13 protein-coding genes are annotated in these 17,745 nt (G+C 47.0%); 7 read left to right on the top strand and 6 right to left on the bottom strand.

The window, feature by feature from the left end:
* Positions 1 to 50 precede the first annotated feature (50 nt).
* Positions 51 to 1,028: a M23 family metallopeptidase gene (locus L0U89_RS13885; protein ID WP_040481184.1), complete on the bottom strand. Its 978-nt coding sequence runs from the start codon at positions 1,026 to 1,028 to the stop codon at positions 51 to 53.
* Positions 1,029 to 1,152: 124 nt separating this feature from the next.
* Here L0U89_RS13885 and alaS point away from each other — a divergent pair, with 124 nt between their 5' ends.
* The 7 genes from alaS to L0U89_RS13850 all read left to right on the top strand — a co-directional run bounded on the left by alaS (position 1,153) and on the right by L0U89_RS13850 (position 11,046).
* Positions 1,153 to 3,783 carry an alanine--tRNA ligase gene (gene alaS / locus L0U89_RS13880; RefSeq protein WP_234862065.1) on the top strand — a complete coding sequence of 877 codons (2,631 nt, stop codon included), beginning with the start codon at positions 1,153 to 1,155 and terminating at the stop codon, positions 3,781 to 3,783.
* Positions 3,784 to 3,854: 71 nt separating this feature from the next.
* Positions 3,855 to 5,315 (top strand): Asp-tRNA(Asn)/Glu-tRNA(Gln) amidotransferase subunit GatB, encoded by a 1,461-nt coding sequence (gene gatB / locus L0U89_RS13875; protein WP_234862108.1) that lies wholly within the window; start codon positions 3,855 to 3,857, stop codon positions 5,313 to 5,315.
* A 3-nt stretch (positions 5,316 to 5,318) separates the two neighbouring features.
* Positions 5,319 to 6,434: a TlpA disulfide reductase family protein gene (locus tag L0U89_RS13870; RefSeq protein ID WP_234862064.1), complete on the top strand. Its 1,116-nt coding sequence runs from the start codon at positions 5,319 to 5,321 to the stop codon at positions 6,432 to 6,434.
* Positions 6,435 to 6,695: 261 nt separating this feature from the next.
* Positions 6,696 to 7,169 (top strand): hypothetical protein, encoded by a 474-nt coding sequence (locus L0U89_RS13865; RefSeq protein WP_040481142.1) that lies wholly within the window; start codon positions 6,696 to 6,698, stop codon positions 7,167 to 7,169.
* A 22-nt stretch (positions 7,170 to 7,191) separates the two neighbouring features.
* Positions 7,192 to 7,770, top strand: a complete 579-nt coding sequence (locus L0U89_RS13860; RefSeq protein ID WP_008630421.1) for a hypothetical protein — start codon at positions 7,192 to 7,194, stop codon at positions 7,768 to 7,770.
* On the top strand, positions 7,767 to 8,606 hold the full coding sequence (locus L0U89_RS13855) for a hypothetical protein (protein WP_234862063.1): 840 nt from the start codon (positions 7,767 to 7,769) through the stop codon (positions 8,604 to 8,606). Before L0U89_RS13860 ends, L0U89_RS13855 begins: the two co-directional genes overlap by 4 nt.
* Positions 8,593 to 11,046, top strand: coding sequence for a leucine-rich repeat domain-containing protein (locus L0U89_RS13850; protein ID WP_234862062.1), 2,454 nt, complete (start codon positions 8,593 to 8,595; stop codon positions 11,044 to 11,046). Before L0U89_RS13855 ends, L0U89_RS13850 begins: the two co-directional genes overlap by 14 nt.
* A 215-nt stretch (positions 11,047 to 11,261) precedes the next feature.
* Here the strand turns inward: L0U89_RS13850 and L0U89_RS13845 are convergent, their stop codons facing one another.
* From L0U89_RS13845 to L0U89_RS13825, 5 genes are all read right to left on the bottom strand, one after another.
* Positions 11,262 to 11,963: a TetR/AcrR family transcriptional regulator gene (locus L0U89_RS13845; RefSeq protein ID WP_008630435.1), complete on the bottom strand. Its 702-nt coding sequence runs from the start codon at positions 11,961 to 11,963 to the stop codon at positions 11,262 to 11,264.
* Positions 11,964 to 12,072: 109 nt separating this feature from the next.
* Positions 12,073 to 12,726, bottom strand: a complete 654-nt coding sequence (locus L0U89_RS13840) for a hypothetical protein (RefSeq protein ID WP_234862061.1) — start codon at positions 12,724 to 12,726, stop codon at positions 12,073 to 12,075.
* A gap of 202 nt (positions 12,727 to 12,928) precedes the next feature.
* Positions 12,929 to 14,221: a tyrosine--tRNA ligase gene (gene tyrS, locus L0U89_RS13835; RefSeq protein ID WP_234862060.1), complete on the bottom strand. Its 1,293-nt coding sequence runs from the start codon at positions 14,219 to 14,221 to the stop codon at positions 12,929 to 12,931.
* 515 nt (positions 14,222 to 14,736) lie between these two features.
* The gene (locus tag L0U89_RS13830; protein ID WP_439651570.1) at positions 14,737 to 16,542 is read right to left on the bottom strand and encodes a gamma-glutamyltransferase family protein; all 1,806 of its coding nucleotides are present in this window, start codon (positions 16,540 to 16,542) and stop codon (positions 14,737 to 14,739) included.
* A gap of 43 nt (positions 16,543 to 16,585) precedes the next feature.
* Entirely contained in the window at positions 16,586 to 17,722 is a 1,137-nt protein-coding gene (locus tag L0U89_RS13825; protein ID WP_234862058.1) for a carboxypeptidase-like regulatory domain-containing protein, read from the bottom strand.
* Positions 17,723 to 17,745: the final 23 nt, after the last annotated feature.

Raw genomic sequence — 17,745 nt, 5'->3', positions numbered from 1 at the left:
ACAAGAACCTTGGGTCCTAATATCCGGACCCAAGGTTCCCAAGTGACTCATTAACTCAAAGACTGATTTTCCCTTCCGGCCAATTCGAGTATTTTCTGGAAGTCCTCAGGACTGATGCCTTTGAAGAAGTAGTTGACGGGATTGATAAACTTCCCGTCCTTGATGACTTCATAGTGGACGTGTGGCGCAGTAGACGAACCGGTATTGCCGACAGTTCCGATAAGATCGCCCCGCTTCACTTTTTGGCCTTTTTTGACTTTGAATTCATTCATGTGGGCATAACGTGTGACAAAACCAAATCCATGGTCAATTTCTACGTATTTGCCATAGCCTCCGAAAACCGTCTTCACATTGAGTACCACGCCGTCTCCGGTAGAGTAAATCGGCGTTCCTTTGGCTGCTGCAAAGTCCACACCGTTATGCATTTTTTTCACTTTGAAAATTGGGTGGACGCGCATGCCATAGCCTGAAGCCAACAGGTTGAGGTTGTCGTTTTTGATTGGTTGGATGGCAGGGATGGAAGCCCAATATTCCTCCTTGCGCAGCGCCATTTCGGTGACTTCGTCGTAGCTGACAGACTGCACATAGAGTTGTCGCTTCAAGCCATCCACTTTTTGCGAAAGTTCGAGTACCAATTCCTCCTGTTTGAGTCCTTTTTCCTTGATTTCACGGTAGCGGTCGCTGCCGCCGATACCGGCACGACGGATATTGTCGGAGAGCGGTTCGGATTCAAAAATGACCCTGTAAAGGTTATCATCCCGCTGCTGCAAGTCGCCAAGCATTTGGTTCATTTTGGTGACTTCATCCTCCAGGATATCGTAGTACAGCTTCAACTCCTGGTTTTCCTGCTTGAGGAGCAGCTCTTTGGGACTATCAAAAAAGTAGTAATAGGAACCCATCAAGGCCGTTGCCAAAAGGGTCGAAAGGGAGAGAAAGCCCAATACTTGTAGCGTGATATCCCACTTGGATTTTTTATACCGCTCGTACTTACAGGACTTTGGGTCGTAGTAATATTTTATTCTACTCATGCTGGTAACAAGGCTAAAACTGTTAATTTTGTGCCCCAAATGGATTGAAGGGTGGGTGATCAAATCCGGGTGTTTGCAAAGTTATATAAATAATTGAAAATCCAATCATTAGAAGAAAGCTTAAATGAAAGCAAAGGATATAAGAACTCAGTTCATTGATTTTTTCAAATCCAAAGGCCATACCTACATTCCTTCGTCGCCGATAGTGGTCAAAAATGACCCCACTTTGATGTTTACCAACGCAGGGATGAACCAATTCAAGGATTACATCCTTGGCAACGAAACCCCAAAAGCCACCCGTGTGGCCAATAGCCAAAAATGCCTCCGCGTATCCGGCAAGCACAATGACCTCGAGGAAGTGGGCGTGGATACCTACCACCACACGATGTTTGAGATGTTGGGCAATTGGTCCTTCGGGGATTATTTCAAGAAGGAAGCCATCGAATGGGCTTGGGAATTGCTGACGGAAGTGTATAAACTTCCCAAGGACAGGCTTTATGTCTCGGTCTTTGGAGGCGATGCCGGTGACAAGCTGGAAAAGGACATGGAAGCTTTCCAGCTTTGGAGCCAAATCGTGCCCGAAAGCCGCATCCTATTTGGCAACAAGAAAGACAACTTTTGGGAAATGGGCGATACAGGTCCCTGCGGCCCCTGTTCCGAAATCCATATCGATCTTAGGTCCGAGTCAGAGCGTCAGCAGGTAGACGGCTATACACTGGTCAACAATGATCATCCCCAGGTCATTGAAATCTGGAACCTGGTCTTCATGCAGTTTAACCGTCTTGCTGATGGCAGCCTGAAGGAACTGCCGGCAAAGCACGTCGATACGGGCATGGGCTTTGAGCGCCTCGTGCGCGCCATCCAAGCCAAGTCATCCAACTACGATTCAGATATTTTCACCCCATTTATCCAGTTTATCGAAAAAAAATCCGGCAAGCAGTACGGCTTGGACGAGAAGGTGGATATTGCCATGCGGGTGATAGTGGACCATATCCGCGCTATTTCATTCTCCATCGCAGATGGTCAGCTCCCTTCCAATAACAAAGCTGGATACGTGATTCGCAGGATTTTGAGAAGGGCGGTCCGTTATGGGTATACTTTCTTGGGTTTCCACAAGCCGTTTATGTACGAGTTGCTGCCGCTACTTGCCGAGACTTTTGGGGAGATATTTCCCGAATTGGCGGCCCAGCAGGATTTTGTGGCCAAGGTCATCATGGAGGAGGAGCAGTCCTTCCTGCGTACGCTTGACAACGGGCTCCGCAAATTGGACCAAATCAAGGAAGAACTCCATCAGTCAGGCAAGTCCGTGGTGGATGGCAAGATCGCGTTTGAATTGTACGATACGTATGGCTTCCCGCTCGATTTGACGTCTTTGATTGCAAGGGAAAATGGTTTTTCCGTCGATGAAAAGGGCTTTGCCGCTGAGATGGAAATCCAAAAGAACCGCTCCCGCGCGGCCGCCGAACAGGAGACTGGCGATTGGGTGATTATAAATGCTGAGGAAGGTGTCGAGTTCATCGGCTATGATTACCTCGAGTCCCAATCCCGCATCGTCAAATACCGTCAGATCAAGGACAAAAAAGGAGATCGTTTCCAAATCGTGTTGGACAGGACGCCGTTCTATGCCGAAAGCGGCGGACAGGTCGGTGACCAAGGTTGGTTGATAAATGGTGCCGAGACTGTCAAGGTACTCGACACAAAGAAAGAAAACGACCTCATCGTGCATTTTGTGGACAAGTTGCCCAGCCAATTCGATGCCACATTTCAGGCAAAAGTAGATGCTGCCAAGAGAAAGGATAGCATGAATAACCACTCGGCGACGCACCTGCTACACGCAGCACTCAAGCAGGTCTTGGGTGACCACGTCCAGCAAAAAGGCTCCTTGGTCAATGAGGAACTGCTGCGCTTCGACTTTTCCCATTTCTCCAAAATGACGGAAGAGGAAATCGCCCGGGTAGAGTCAATAGTCAATGCAAAAATCAGAGAAAACATAGCGCTTTACGAGCAGCGGAATGTACCAATCGCAGAGGCAAAGAAACAAGGTGCGACGGCCTTGTTTGGCGAAAAATATGGGGATTTCGTCCGGGTGATTACCTTTGATCCACAGTTTTCAGTAGAACTTTGTGGTGGGACGCACGTATCTGCCACAGGTGTTATTGGTTTATTCAAGATTGTTTCCGAAAGCTCTATTGCCGCGGGCGTGAGGAGAATCGAAGCCATTACGGCCAAGACTGCCGAGGATTTCGTCAATTCACAGTTGGAGTTGATCAAGGAGATCGGGGAAATGCTGAAAAGCCCAAGGGATTTGAAAAAGTCCGTGGAAACATTGGTACAGGAACGAAACGAGCTCAAAAAAGAAATCGAATTCCTCCATGCCCAGCAGGCAGCTGCCATCAAGCAGCAATTGATAGCAGCGAAGGAGCAAAGGAATGGTTTCAATCTGATTATTTCCCAAGTCAAATTGCCGTCCGCGGAATCGCTCAAGAAGCTTGCCTATGAGCTGAAAAATGAGGTGGCGGATGTGGTGGTGGTGCTTGCCGCGGAAATTGAGGACAAACCGCAAATTGCCGTGATCCTTCAGGAAAGCCTTGTCGATTCGCTAGGGCTCAATGCAGGCCAAATGGTCCGCGACTTGGCCAAGGAAATCCAAGGTGGGGGAGGAGGACAGCCTTTCTTCGCTACTGCAGGTGGTAAAGACCTTGCGGGCTTGTCCAAAGTGGTGCAAAAGGCAATCGAAATGTTTGCCGGTCGTTAGTGGAATAACAGCCCTTCGATTTGGTTTTGGAATAATATGGGGCCATTTTGGCCCCGAAGATGGAAAAAGAAATGCTTTCAGCGGAAATAACAAGTAAGTACGAACTGGTGGTGGGATTGGAGGTGCATGCCCAACTGCTCACCAAAAGCAAGATTTTCGCGACAGATACAACTGAGTTTGGAAAGATGCCCAACACCCAAATTTCCGTCATCACTTTGGGCCATCCCGGCACTTTACCAAAGGTAAATTCTCGGGTGGTTGAGTATGCGATGAAGATGGGATTGGCTTGCGGCTGCGAAATCACCCGCCACAATGTTTTTGCTAGGAAAAATTATTTCTACCCCGACCTTCCCAAAGGCTTTCAGACTACCCAAGACAAAAACCCGATCTGTGTAGGAGGCTTCGTTCCGATCACCCTTCCTGATGGCACCGAGAAATCCATCGCGTTGACGCGCATACATATGGAGGAAGATGCTGGGAAGTCAATCCATCTCGCGGAGGAACCAGATACCCTAGTAGATTTCAACAGGGCGGGAGTGCCTTTGATTGAGATCGTGTCCGAACCGGACATCAGGTCCTCTGAAGAGGCTTATGCCTATTTGGTGGAGATCAAAAAGCTTGTCCGTTACCTGGAGATTTGTGATGGAAACATGGAAGAGGGTTCCATGCGCTGCGATGCCAACGTCTCCGTGAGGCTTCGGGGAGCAAAGGAATATGGGAAAAAGGTTGAGGTTAAAAACATGAATTCCTTTCGAAACGTCGCGAGAGCCATTGAACATGAGTTCGAAAGACAGGTCGAATTGGTGGAAGCGGGCAAGGAGATTGTTTCCGAAACGAGGACATTTGATGCCAACACCGGAACCACGGCCAGTATGCGTACCAAGGAGGACCTCAACGATTACCGCTATTTCCCAGAGCCTGATTTGAGTCCGGTGGTGATTTCAGAAGAGTGGTTGGAAAGCGTAAAGGCATCCATGCCCCCCTTGCCAAGGGAATTGTACCACAAGTTTGTCGACAAATACGGGCTTCCCGGGTATGATGCCGGGGTATTGACGGATTCCAAAGAAATCGCCATGTACTTTGAGGAACTTTGCCACCATACCAGCAGCTTCAAGGCCGCGTCCAATTGGGTGATGGGACCTGTGAAGTCATACCTCAACGAGCATAATGAACATATTTCGGATTTCCCGATTTCGGCACAAAGCCTCGCGGAATTGATCGACATGATAGATGCAGGCAAAGTCAGCTTTTCTGCGGCCTCTCAAAAGATCTACCCCGAAATGCTGCAGGATACGGCCCACTCGCCTTTGCAAATCGCCCAAGCCCAGAACTTGATCCAAGAAAGTGACGAAGGTTCGCTTTTGCCCATCGTGGAAAGTGTCCTCGCTGAGAATGCCGCCAAAGTCGCCGAATACCGCTCAGGCAAAAAAGGACTCATCGGAATGTTTATGGGCCAGGTGATGAAAAAATCCGAGGGTAAAGCTGACCCCAAAGTTGCAACAAAACTATTGACAGAATTACTTGAAAATTGAGCAATGAGATATTTGAACCAAATCTCCCTTATCATCGCGTTTGCAGCTTTGTTTTCCTGCAAACAGGTAACCAAAGAATCCTTTGACGGAAATGTGACTGTACGGGGCACTTTGTCCAATGTCCCTTCCGGCAAGCTTGTGCTGATGAAGTATGTCGATCAAAGTACCGAGACGGTACAGGAGATACCGCTAGCAAACGGTGACTTTGAACTTGAGGTGACACTTGACCAGGCCGGGTTTTTTGACTTGGACTTGGGTGGCAAAAAGACCGTTAAACTTGCCCTCTATGCCGAGGATGTAGACTTGAGCTACGATTTCAACGATGAAAGCAGCCTCAAAGTCGAAGGCTCCGTAGACTCGCAAAACCTCCAAAAAATCGAAGCTCTAGTTGCTGAGTACCAAAACCAAATCAACGAACTCAATACGGCCTATTTTGAGGCGATGAGCAAAAGGGACCAAGAGGCCATCGTGGGTATTCAAACCAAAGCGCAGGACCTGGAGATCAAGCAGTCGGAAAAAGTAAAAACTGTCCTGAGTGAAATGAAGGATAGTTTCGCTGCACTCGCAGGCGTGTCAATGCTCAATCCCAAAGTGGATTTCCAGTTTATAGACGAGCTCGTGGCGGGTTTGGACCAACAGTACCCTAACAACAAGATGATTAATGCCATGAAGGCACAGTTGGACGATATGCGGGCGCTTTCTATCGGGCAAGTAGCACCAGAGATCGCCCTTCCCAACCCAAATGGTGAGTTGATCAAACTTTCTGACCTGAGGGGGAAATATGTGCTGATTGACTTTTGGGCAGCTTGGTGCAAACCATGTCGGGAGGAGAACCCTAACGTTGTCAGGCTTTACAACCAATACAAAGACAAAGGCTTCGAGGTGTTTGGAGTATCCTTGGACAGGACCAAAGAAGCTTGGGTCAAAGCCATTGCAGACGACAACCTGACTTGGACACATGTATCCGACCTCAAGTACTTCAATTCCGAAGCTGCAGCCCTTTATCAGATAAATGCCATTCCGGCGACCTATATGCTCGATCCGGAGGGAAAGATAATTGCCAAAGACCTGCGCGGCGCCAGCTTGGAAAACAAGCTAAAGGAGCTGTTTGGGGAATAATCTATCACGAAAAAGGCCCTGCCATCCATTGGTATGGCCTTTTGTATTTTTTACATAAAATTTGTATGCCAAATTGGTCTTGCAAACCGTTGAACAAAATTTTCGATTAGATTTGTGCAACTTTAAAAAAAGGGTCATTTGATGGGTTTTCATCATAACTCGAGCTGCCAAATACATAAAATAGGTGTGCAAATCTCAATCAATATTCTATATTGTGGCTAATAAAAATAAACTCAATTTATATATCTCAACCGATCAATTATGAAAAAAAGAACCATCCAATCAAGCCTTGGCAAATTTGCTATGATCGCCTTGGTGGGCCTTCTAGCAATGGGTGCATGTAAGAGCAAGAAGAAAGTTGCCGCAGCACCGGAGCCTGCCCCAGTTGAAGAAGTAAAGCCCACACCTCCACCAGCACCGCCAGCAGGACCTTCTGCTGAAGAAGTGGCTGTAAGTAAATTGGAGAACTATTTCAACAGCGTTGCCAATTCTTCCAACGTTGATGCCGCCAACAGGACTATCAATGAGGCAAAGGGCATGTTTTCAAACCCAAATACACCTGTGTTGATTGTAATCCATGAGGATGGAGGAGTGAAGGACTATGACGAGCCGACCACGATCGACAAATACCTCAACTATTTGAAAGACACCAAGAAGAACCTGAACTTCATCTCCGACATTAAGTTGGACGGAAGCGGGAAGGTATCTGAATTGGAGCTTCGTCGTAAAAAGTAATCACTCGAAAAACACTATAAAAATGAAAAAACATATTTCCCTCTTTCTGGTGCTTTTCTTGGCATTTGCATCAGTATCCCTGGCACAGTCAGACAATATCAGCCCAGCCAGAAAACAAGCCATCGATTCTTTAGCTCTTGAGAAAGTAAAGGACTTGAGTAAGTACATTTCCATCATTGGCAGCAAGGAGACACAATTCTCCGAGGCAAACCGCGTTATGGACAGGGCCGAGGAGCTTTTTGCTCCTGATGCTGAAATGGGTGTTTCGTCTATCAACAGAAAAGAAATCGCTTACTATAAAGTAAGGAGATACTTCGAGCGTTTGATGGCTTTGAACTATGACCGTGTCAATATCACTTGGTACGACATCCACTATATCTCCGATTTGGAAAGACAGCCTGATGGAAGATACGTGGGGGTAATCACAGTTTACCAAAGATTCGAAGGGACATCCATCGAAAGTGGCATGAACTATAAGGATACTACCAAAAAAGATATCACCATCTACGTCGAGAAAAAACAAACACAAATCGCTGGTAGGACCATCGAGTTTTGGGACGTGATGTTGGGTGATATCAGAGTCACTGAAACTTCCGCATGAGAAAAACCTTTTTCTTAATCTTATTACTGATTTCATCATTTGGGTTGGCACCGGGACAGGGACTTTTCAGTCCCGGTTCCCCCAAGGATGATGGGAGGTTCGCCGCCTCCACCAAGCAACTCAACCAATTTTTCAGAAGATTCAATGCCGAGGAAAGCCAAGACGGCAATACCCGGTATTATGAGGGAAACCCACTCTACCGCGACCGACAGCTGAGAGGCCAATTCATCAGTATCCTGTTTGACAACGAAACCTCAGGAATTCCAAGAGAGCTTAAGACTGATTTCATGAAGGAAGTCCTCTCCGAGGCATATCCCCAATACCTCAATTTCCATCGGGAGGATTGGTTTGCCGAGGTAACGGCCGTATTCATGTACAATGGGCGACCGGAAGACGTCACACTCTTCCTGAAGATTCAACCTGAGGGATTGGGCTACGAATGGGTCATCGACAAGGTAGTTTTCCAACCTTTCAAAAACATCTTTAATAAGCCCACCGGTACCGACAAGGGCTTTTTGCATCCTTTGAGCCATGAATTGGGCTTCATGAATCTTCGGAAAGCCTTTCAAGACACGGATACTCCGGAAGCGTTTACGCCTAAGGAATACACACCAGATTACCTGACTTTGTTTTTGTATGAAATGAAAAAAGGTACGATCAGGTTTGAAACGATCAAAGACGTCAAGTTTCACTTCTTCCAGATTCGAAATTGGTATTTCGAAGTCAACCAATACAACAGGCCTGGATTCAATACTGGTTGGTTGATCGGAAATTTGGTTAAATTGAAGCCAGGCGACAAAGAAACCTTACTCCGCTACATCTATGATCAGAAATAGGCATCATGTTCTATTTTTCTCCTGCTTGTTTTTCGTCCTCTACTCCGCCAATGCACAGGATATCGGTGGGTACAACAAGAACGAAATCAAGGACCTGAGCCAAAAGGCCCAAGACCAAATTACGTTTTTAGAGTACTTCCTCAACACGTTGGGCAGTTCTGAGACGCCAGCACGTGACAAGGATGTCATCATCAGGGAAAGTTACAAGAAGATTTTCCGGGATGGCAAAGTCCAAGTGGAGGATGATCTCCTGCTTGATAGAAAGGTAATTACCAACAAGGACGTGCCTGCTTATCTCAAGGATATTGAGTTTTTCTTCAAAGAAGCGGCCTTTAAATTCAAGATCCGTGAAGTGAAGCCTTTCCTTAGGGACAATGGCGAGCTATCCTTTTTGGTCTCGATGGACAGGACCTTGACCGCTACGGGTCTCAACAAGGAAAAGATCACCAACACCAAGCCGCGGTTTGTGGAGATTAACGTGGACAAAAAGTCAAACGAACTCAAGATCGCCAGTATCTATACCACCAAACTCAGCCGTGACCAAGAGCTACAGGATTGGTGGAAGGGCCTTTCTTACACCTGGACTTCGTATTTGAAGGAATCAATCGGATTGATGGAAGAAGACTCTGTGACATTGGACCACCTTTACAAAATAGCAGCGATAGAGAAAATCGACTTCAGCGGCAACGAGTATGTACAAGACTTGGCTGCGATCGAAGCCTTGAGGGATCTTAAGGAAATAGATATCTCCAATACCAAGATTTTGGATCTAAAGCCTATCAGCAATGTCACTTTCTTGACGCGCCTGAACATTTCAAACACGCCTACCGAGGATATACAGTTCATCAAGTATTCCGACAGGCTGGAGCATTTGGATATTTCCGGCACGCAAATCAAGGACATCGCCGAGCTTGAAAACCTCAAAAGTCTGAAATCACTGCGTATCGTTGGTACACCTGTCGAGTCCTATGAGGTGTTGAATGCTTATTCCACGCTTACAGCCTTGGATGTTTCCAACAGCACCTTCACCAACTTGGAAAACATCAACGCTTTGTCCAATCTGGAAAAGCTTGACTTGAGCGGCAACTATTTGACGAATTTTGACCAGATTTCGTCCTTGACCAACCTGACCGAGTTGAACTTGCAGAGCACAAATGTGACGGATCTCAGCCCGGTTGCCGCATTGCCGAAGTTGGCTTGGATCAATTTCAACCAAACCGGCGTTACAAGCCTCTCAGCGCTGAACAATAAGCCTGCCCTGCGGAATGTATATGCCGATGGTACTGGCGTGTCGGAGGCAGAGGCTGAGGAATATTCCAGGACAAATCGCTCGGTACTGTTGATTCACCATACCGAGTCCCTGCATTCATGGTGGGAATCGCTTCCCCAAGAATGGAAAAATGCCCTGATTGCAATTGATTCGCGACTGAACGTGCCTAATCCAACGGTAGAAACATTGGCGTCTATGGTGACTCGGGATTCTCTGGACGTTTCGGATAGCAAGATCATTTCATTGAATCCAATCCTGAAATTCAGGATGTTGCAGGACTTGCGTTTTGACAATACGGAAGTCGCTGACCTCGCACCACTGTCAGAATTGAAGACCTTGGTGACGGTTTCAGGAAAAGGAACCAAGGTGAAAACCCTTGAGCCGCTTGCGAACCTTGGGGGAATCAAACGATTGAATTTTGAGGGCGCGCCAATCAATTCCTTCCTGTCATTGACGTCTTTGTCCAATTTGGCTTATCTCAACATGGATAAATCTGAGATCCGGCAATCGGATATTCCACAATTCCTGATTGCCAGTCCTGAGGTTAATATTGTGTTTCGTTCAGACAGCCTAATGGCTTGGTGGTCGAGCTTGGATGATGCTTGGAAAGGAGTGTTTAAGAGCCAATTTGGCAAAGGTGAGGTTGAACCTAATTCCGAAACCCTTCACATTTGGACCGCAAAACCGGAACTTGGCATCAACGGAGCCTCAATCGAGAACCTCAAACCCCTAGCCATCATGGTGAATCTCAGAAGGCTCTCAGTCGATAATGTATCCATGTCGGATATTTCCCACGTCTCGGAATTGCAACTGCTGGAGAGCCTTAAAATAAGCCATGCACCTGTGATCGATTTTACTGCATTGCCTGCATTGCGGGAATTGAAGAGTTTGGACTTGTCCTATACTGGGATTTCCGATTTAAGGGTATTGGCAACCATGAGTTCATTGGAAAGCCTGACACTTACGGGCAACAACATCAAAGTGCTTCGTGGCTTGGAAGGTATGTTCAACTTGGCGCACTTGGATATCGCTGGCACCAATGTAAGCTCTCTGAAGCCAGTCCAAGGTCTTCAAATCAAGCGCCTGGTTTGCTTTAATTCAGGCCTGAAACAAAAGGCGGTAGATGCCTTCAAGAAACTCAACCCCGACTGTGAAGTGAGGTTTTATTAATGGACAATAGCAAAGCTGAATTGAAAAAGCCTGCTGGGGAAATATCCTTCGGCAGGCTTTTTTTTTACATTGCTCTCTGGGAATTATGTGTCCAAGCGATATGCTGTAGCGTGGCCATGACAATGGTTCCATCTGTGGAAATCTATTTCGCCTGCGGTTAAAAACATGGACGGTCGATGGATATAGATTTTCCCAAAAGAAGACGAGTGTCTGAATCAAAATAAACTCGTCTGTACAGGCTGGACTTTCACGGCTTGGAAGGTTCCCTTCAGCATATCCTGCAACAGCTTTGTGAATCCGGGCTTCCATGTCTCCAATTGGATTTTGGTGTCCTTGGGCTCATAACTCACCGGTCCCATGAGCTTTTCAAAGCCAATCAGCATCGCCCAAACGGTGTAGAAAGCAACTTCAGGATTGAGTTCGGCACGTATGCTACCGTCCTTCGTACCAAGTGCCACCATCTGTGCGCCTATTTTGGCACAATCATGGTGCATTTCAAGTAACTTTTGGAAATGCTCGCTTTGCAGAATCAGTGGATTGATTTTTTGGCGGAGATGTTCATCATTATAAAGCTGGACTGTACCCAAAAAATCCAAAACAGCCTGATAATAAATCCGACTGCCGCGGGCAAACTTCACATAGTTGTTTGCCAATTCGGTAATCATGTCCAACCCCGTCCTCGCTTTGTTTTTGTAGACTTCCCGAAAAACATCCTTCAGTTCATCAAAAGCCTTTTTGGTCATCGCCAGGTAAAGGTCCTCTTTGTTTTTGAAGTAAAAATAGGTAAGACCCTTGCTTATTTTAGCGGACTTTGCCACATCATCCATTGTAGTAGCCGCAAATCCCTTTTCGGTAAAAAGTCTGATCGCAGCGTCCAAAATCATTTTTTCCTTCTGCTGTCTTTCTTGCACACCCATTGCTTGATATTGTTTTCGAACAAGGGTCAAATATATTAAACGGCGGTCAGATATCTATCTGCCGCCGTTTATCAATGGGTTAAGGAGTATGGTTTTCAGGTAAAAAAAATCAGTCTTCGCTTTCTGATTCTTGGTTTTTAGCCTTCAGACACGCTTTAAGGCTTTCCCAATTTTCTTCACCCAAGAGTTCTTTTAGCTGTTTTACATAATCCCTTACACACGGTTTGATGGTTTCCTTGTGCTTCTCACGGATTTCCTTCATTGCGGCGAGGAATGTTTTGCGGATATTTTCCATCGCGGCCCTGAATTCGGCAGGAGTTATTTCTTCGCTTCTCAGTTTTTGGACGGCTTCTTTTCGCGCAATTTCCATTTGTGAGATCACTTCCTTCAGTTCTGCTCTGAAGTCTTCGTGTACAACCTTGCGGCACTCCAAAAGTCCTTCCGCCAAGGCACGTGCTTCTGCGATTTGTTCTTCAGTGAGCTCCAACTCTTCAGCACAGGCACCAAGCCTAATCAATGGGAATGGTGGTCTTCCCATCGCAATTCTCGCATTCAGATCTTCTTCGCTAGTCCGGAGCCCAAAAGGTGTGTTTTCCGTTCCGCCTTGTACGCCAATTGGAAGGATTTCATTGGCGATGTAGTTGGCCACTTCGTCTACTTCTGCATCCAAAACTGCCGGATTCGCATCGTCATTCTCTTGACAGGAAAAAGCAAAAAATGCTACTGCTGCCATCATTACCAGGGTTCTCAGATTGTTTTTCATGTGATTAAGGATTTGATTATGGGATCAAAGTAAAAATGGCAAAATGAAGAAAAGATGAAGGGAAAAAAAAAATCAAGAAAAGTGAAAAAAAAACTAAATGCCTTGAAAAACCTCAAGAATCGATTGCTTGGAGTTTTGAAGGGCTACTTTGAACTCCTCACGCAAAAAGCAAAAAGCCCCAATTTCGGGGCTTTTTTGATGTCTATTTGACGGATATGATGAAGTAGTTCTTTTTCCCCTTTTGGACCAGGAGATATTTTCCCTGCAGCAAAGTAAAATTGGGGACTTGCTGCGGATCGGAGATTTTTTCCTTATTGATCGAAACGCCGCCCCCTTGGATCATTTTTCTCGCTTCGCCTTTGGAGGGGAAAATCTCGTTGCCGGTTCTCTCCGACAAAAGATCCACGACGTTCGCGGTGTTTTCCAAATCGTGCTTGCCGATCTGGGCCTGGGGAACTCCCTCAAATACCTGAAGGAAGGTACGCTCGTCCAAAGCCGCCAAATCTTCAGTTGAGGATTTTCCGAACAGGATTTCCGATGCTTTTACAGCCATATCATATTCTGCTTCGCTGTGCACCATGACGGTCACCTGCTTCGCGATTTCCTTTTGAAGCAGGCGCAGGTGGGGCGCTTGTGCATGTTCCGCTTCCACGGATTCGATGGTATGGCGGTCCAAAGTGGTGAAGATTCGAATGTATTTCGACGCATCCTCATCGGATACGTTGAGCCAAAACTGGTAAAAGGTATAAGGAGACGTCTTCTCCGGATCAAGCCAAACGGAGCCGCTTTCGGTCTTGCCAAATTTGCTGCCATCGGCTTTGGTGATCAAGGGTACAGTCAGTGCAAAGGCACTGCCTCCTTCCATCTTCCGGATGAGTTCTGTGCCGGTAACGATATTGCCCCATTGGTCGGAACCACCCAATTGTATGCTGACGTTGCGGTTTTTCCACAGGTAGTAGAAGTCGTAGCCTTGGATTAGCTGGTAGCTGAACTCGGTAAAGGAAAGCCCGCTGCCTTCTTCCAGCCGGCGCTTGACCGAATCCTTGGCCATCATATAGTTCACAGTGATGTATTTACCGACATCCCTGATAAACTCCAGAAAGCTGAAACCCGCCATCCAGTCGTAGTTGTTGACCAGTTCGGCTTTGTTGACGCTGCCCTCCTGGAAGTTGAGGAACTTCGAAAGTTGGGCCTTGATGCATGCGACGTTATGGTCAAGGGTGGGCTTGTCTAGCAGGTTGCGCTCGGCTGACTTGAAGCTTGGATCCCCGATCATCCCCGTAGCACCACCAACAAGTGCAAAGGGTTTGTGTCCCGCTCTTTGGAAATGGAGCAAAGTCATCACGCCGACCAAGTGCCCGATATGAAGGGAATCTGCCGTCGGGTCAAAACCAAGATAGGCCGCAGCCATGCCCTTGGTCAGGTGTTCCTCGATCTCGGGGGTCATATCCTGCAACATACCCCTCCAGCGCAGTTCCTCAATAAAATTGTTCATTGACTCTGTGTTTTTTCGAGCTGCAAATATAGAAGGAATAGGTTTGGTTTGGGATTTTGGGAAGAGGAAAAGCAAATAGGGGATGATTTGCGTATATACCACCCATACCCCATGCGACTCAGGATGATATCCCATGGGTTTCAGGATGACGTCTTGAATGTGTTCCGATTCCTACTCGATCCAAAACCAGTCTTTACCCAGTCTATCTCCAGTCCAAGTCCAGTCCAAATCCAGTTGTAAATTGCGTATTGACCGTGGAACCTTTGGGTGAAACCTTAAGAAAAACGGCTTGATCAACAAAGCCGATGGTTTTTTGAAAACATAACTAACAAGAGTTCCTAGGATTGTTCTGCCGATAGAATTCCCAGTTCCTCGGAAATAACCAAAGAGAACTCTCGCCTCACCAAGCCTGAAAATCCTTTACCCTCTCTCGCTTCCAGGTCTTCCTACCGTATAGTACTTTTCAACGAATCCAACTTTCAAACTTCCCAATCTTTCAATTTTCCAATTCCCCACTACCACGCAATTCCATAATCCTCGCCATGGTTGCTGGAACCGCCCCAAAAGGTCCCGTGCTTCCAGTCAAACCAAATGGCGTTCAAAGGACCTGAAGTGCGGTCAAGGAAGTTCATCTTGTAGCCTCGATTGCGCAGGTCATTTCGAACCCAGGCAGGGATTTGGGTATTTAGCTCTACCGAACCGGGTTTCGATTCATGTGCACCAAATGAAGACTGGATTTGGTAGTTGTGGAAATTGGCGGCTTCCGTAGCCTGCTGCACGGTCATCCCAAACTCGACAATGTTGAGGAAAAGTTGCAGCAAGTCCTGGTCTTGGGTATCGCCTCCCTGAATGGAAAATGACAAAAATGGTTTCCCGTCCTTCAAAGCCATGGATGGAGTCAGCGTCACGCGTGGGCGCTTACCAGGCTCAAGTACGTTGAACGGATTGAGGCGCTCGTCGAGGACAAAGCTCTGCATCCTTTGGCTGAGTCCGATACCGGTATTCCCTGCAATGGTAGCTGGCACCCAACCTCCCGAGGGCGTTACTGAAACTACCCAGCCTTCCTTGTCAGTGGCTTGGATGGACGTCGTGCCCGCGAGAAAATGTGCTAGGAACGGATCCTCGGGACCTTGGATTGGCAGCTCGGGACGGTCATAGGCGAGGGCATCCTTTCGTTTTGAAAGTAGATCGAGGAAGGGATTTGTTTCGCCCTGAAAAGGGTAGGGGTCCCCAGGGCCGATTGTTTCGTCATTCTTTTCCTGAATCAGTTTTGCCCGTTCCTTTGCGTATTCCTTTGACAACAAACCTTTCATTGGGCTCTTAGGTCCAAAATCGGGGTCCCCGTAGTAGAAGTCCCTGTCCGAAAAAGCCAAACTCATTGCTTGGTACAGGGTATTGATGTAGTTGGCCGAATTGTAGCCCATTGCCTTCAGGTCGAAGTTCTCGAGGATATTCAGGCTTTGCAGGAGGGCTGGACCTTGGGTCCACTCCTGAAGCTTGTAAACGTCGATCCCTTTGTAATTGACCGTCAATGGTTCTTCAATTTTTACCTTCCATTTGGCCAGATCTTCCATGGTGAACAAGCCGCCCTGCTCGCGGGTACCCCTCACAATCTCCTGTGCGATATCACCTTTGTAAAAACGCTCATAGGCTGCGTAAATGGCTTCTTTGCGCGATTTCCCTTTCTTCAATGCTTGTTTTTCGGCCTCTACCAACTTGGCCAGTGTATTGTACAAATCCTCCTGTACGAATATTTCCCCGGCATGTGGAGCTTCCCTTTCCTCACCCAAATGCGGAAGGAATACCTTTTTAGAATAGGGCCATTCTTTGATCTTATCCTTGTTGTTTTCGATCATGTTGGCGGTTTGGGCTTCGATCGGATAGCCTTTTGCCATTTGCATGGCGGGGGCAAGTACCTGTTCGAGGCTCATCGTGCCATATTCTGCCAGCATGGTCATCAGTCCACCGGGAGTACCGGGTGTGGTGGCAGCGAGTGGTCCAAATTCTGGTGGGTAGGCCATCCCTTTTTCCTTGTAAAATTCCACCGTGGCGCCAGTCGGAGCCACACCCATGGCGTTGATGGCAATAACTTTTTTGGTATGCGGATTGTAAATCAGGGCTTGTGTCTCGCCACCCCAACTCAGTACATCCCACATGGTACATACTGCCGCCAACATCGCGCAGGAAGCGTCAACCGCATTGCCTCCTTGGCTGAAAATCATAGCACCTGCAGTCGCTCCGAGTGGCTTTCCAGTGATCGCCATCCAATGTTTTCCATGGAGGGGAGGTTTTTGTGTCGACTGTGAAAAAACCGTTCCCATGATCAGGACGACCATGAGACAAGTAATAATTGTTTTCTTCATGTCAGTTATCGATTATGCTATCAACGAGGGGAGCAAAGCCCTCAAATTGGCTGTTGTAGTGGGTGAAAAGGCTGAACCAGCTCGCTTCGTTTTTGGTCTCAAGTCTGTTTTCTTCTGCAAAAGCCATCATTTCCTCAGCCTTTTCCCCGAAAATCTCAAAGAATTTCTTCTTTTTTTTCGGTACTTCAAATAGGTTTTTCCCTACCAGATAGTAGTAGACGTTCCGTTTTACGATCCGGTCATCGGGGTCACCGACCATCAACGCCTGATTATAGTTGGATTCACGAATTGAGGCAACGGTTCTGCGTACGAGGGGCATTTTTCCATCCACCAGTACTTCAAAAAAACCCGCGATCGGTGCGCCTTCATCCCTGAAATCCATACCGTTGACAAAATAGCGGGGTACTTTGTGCTCACCATCGATCAACACGATATTCCGTACCCGGATTCCTGGAAGGGAGCTCGCTTCGTTGGAATTTTCGGCCCTGATTTCAAAATTGTTGGAATTGATATTGTAGCGAACGAGGTATCCTTCCATGATTTCATCGTTCCTATAGAGCAGGATCGAGGCCTTGTTCCATTTTTGGTCCAAGTAGAAATTGCCGAATAGTCTTTTTGGTTCGGGTGGAATCCCAAATACCTGCTGTCCTCCCACAAAATTTGGCCTTTTTGAAAACAGTTCGGCGACGTTGGTGGCACGGATTGTCTTTTGCAGCGCCGCACCTGAGGGATCCTCAAATCCATATGGAAACAAAGTGATCATCCCCAAATTCAAGTCTTTGTCCTTGATTTCAATCCTGGATTGGTAGCCCTGGAAATTGACGAAGTTGATCGTCATGATATAATCCCCAGGCATGACACCGGGAATGGTAAAGTTGCCCGCATCATCTGACAATGCAAAATAGGGCGTTTCCTTGAGGATGATCGTGGCGCCTGAGATGTATTCGTCGTTGGCCCCATTACGGAGAATACCCTTTATATTGAATGTTTGTGCGAAGGATTCCAAAGGCAATGTCAAAGCAACAAGCGTCAACAAAAAGAGTGGAAAAGCATGCAAATATTTGGCCTTCAAGGTGGTAAGCTTTAGGTTGGTGATAATATAATCGCCGCTCTCGGGATAAAGTTTTGGAATATGCATTCCTTCGAGTACTTTTAAAATGA

The organism is Mariniradius sediminis (assembly GCF_021491425.1).
GTDB lineage: Bacteria > Bacteroidota > Bacteroidia > Cytophagales > Cyclobacteriaceae > Mariniradius > Mariniradius saccharolyticus.
This window is presented reverse-complemented; position numbering and strand designations above follow the sequence as displayed.

What these genes read in the sequence shown, in the direction of transcription:
- L0U89_RS13855 (WP_234862063.1), top strand. Translation starts at nt 7,767, where the DNA reads ATGAGAAAAACCTTTTTCTTAATCTTATTACTGATTTCATCATTTGGG.
- L0U89_RS13860 (WP_008630421.1), top strand. Translation starts at nt 7,192, where the DNA reads ATGAAAAAACATATTTCCCTCTTTCTGGTGCTTTTCTTGGCATTTGCA.
- L0U89_RS13870 (WP_234862064.1), top strand. Translation starts at nt 5,319, where the DNA reads ATGAGATATTTGAACCAAATCTCCCTTATCATCGCGTTTGCAGCTTTG.
- L0U89_RS13840 (WP_234862061.1), bottom strand. Translation starts at nt 12,726, where the DNA reads ATGAAAAACAATCTGAGAACCCTGGTAATGATGGCAGCAGTAGCATTT.
- L0U89_RS13825 (WP_234862058.1), bottom strand. Translation starts at nt 17,722, where the DNA reads ATGCATATTCCAAAACTTTATCCCGAGAGCGGCGATTATATTATCACC.
- gatB (WP_234862108.1), top strand. Translation starts at nt 3,855, where the DNA reads ATGCTTTCAGCGGAAATAACAAGTAAGTACGAACTGGTGGTGGGATTG.
- L0U89_RS13865 (WP_040481142.1), top strand. Translation starts at nt 6,696, where the DNA reads ATGAAAAAAAGAACCATCCAATCAAGCCTTGGCAAATTTGCTATGATC.
- L0U89_RS13845 (WP_008630435.1), bottom strand. Translation starts at nt 11,963, where the DNA reads ATGGGTGTGCAAGAAAGACAGCAGAAGGAAAAAATGATTTTGGACGCT.
- L0U89_RS13830 (WP_439651570.1), bottom strand. Translation starts at nt 16,542, where the DNA reads ATGGGAACGGTTTTTTCACAGTCGACACAAAAACCTCCCCTCCATGGA.
- tyrS (WP_234862060.1), bottom strand. Translation starts at nt 14,221, where the DNA reads ATGAACAATTTTATTGAGGAACTGCGCTGGAGGGGTATGTTGCAGGAT.
- alaS (WP_234862065.1), top strand. Translation starts at nt 1,153, where the DNA reads ATGAAAGCAAAGGATATAAGAACTCAGTTCATTGATTTTTTCAAATCC.
- L0U89_RS13850 (WP_234862062.1), top strand. Translation starts at nt 8,593, where the DNA reads ATGATCAGAAATAGGCATCATGTTCTATTTTTCTCCTGCTTGTTTTTC.
- L0U89_RS13885 (WP_040481184.1), bottom strand. Translation starts at nt 1,028, where the DNA reads ATGAGTAGAATAAAATATTACTACGACCCAAAGTCCTGTAAGTACGAG.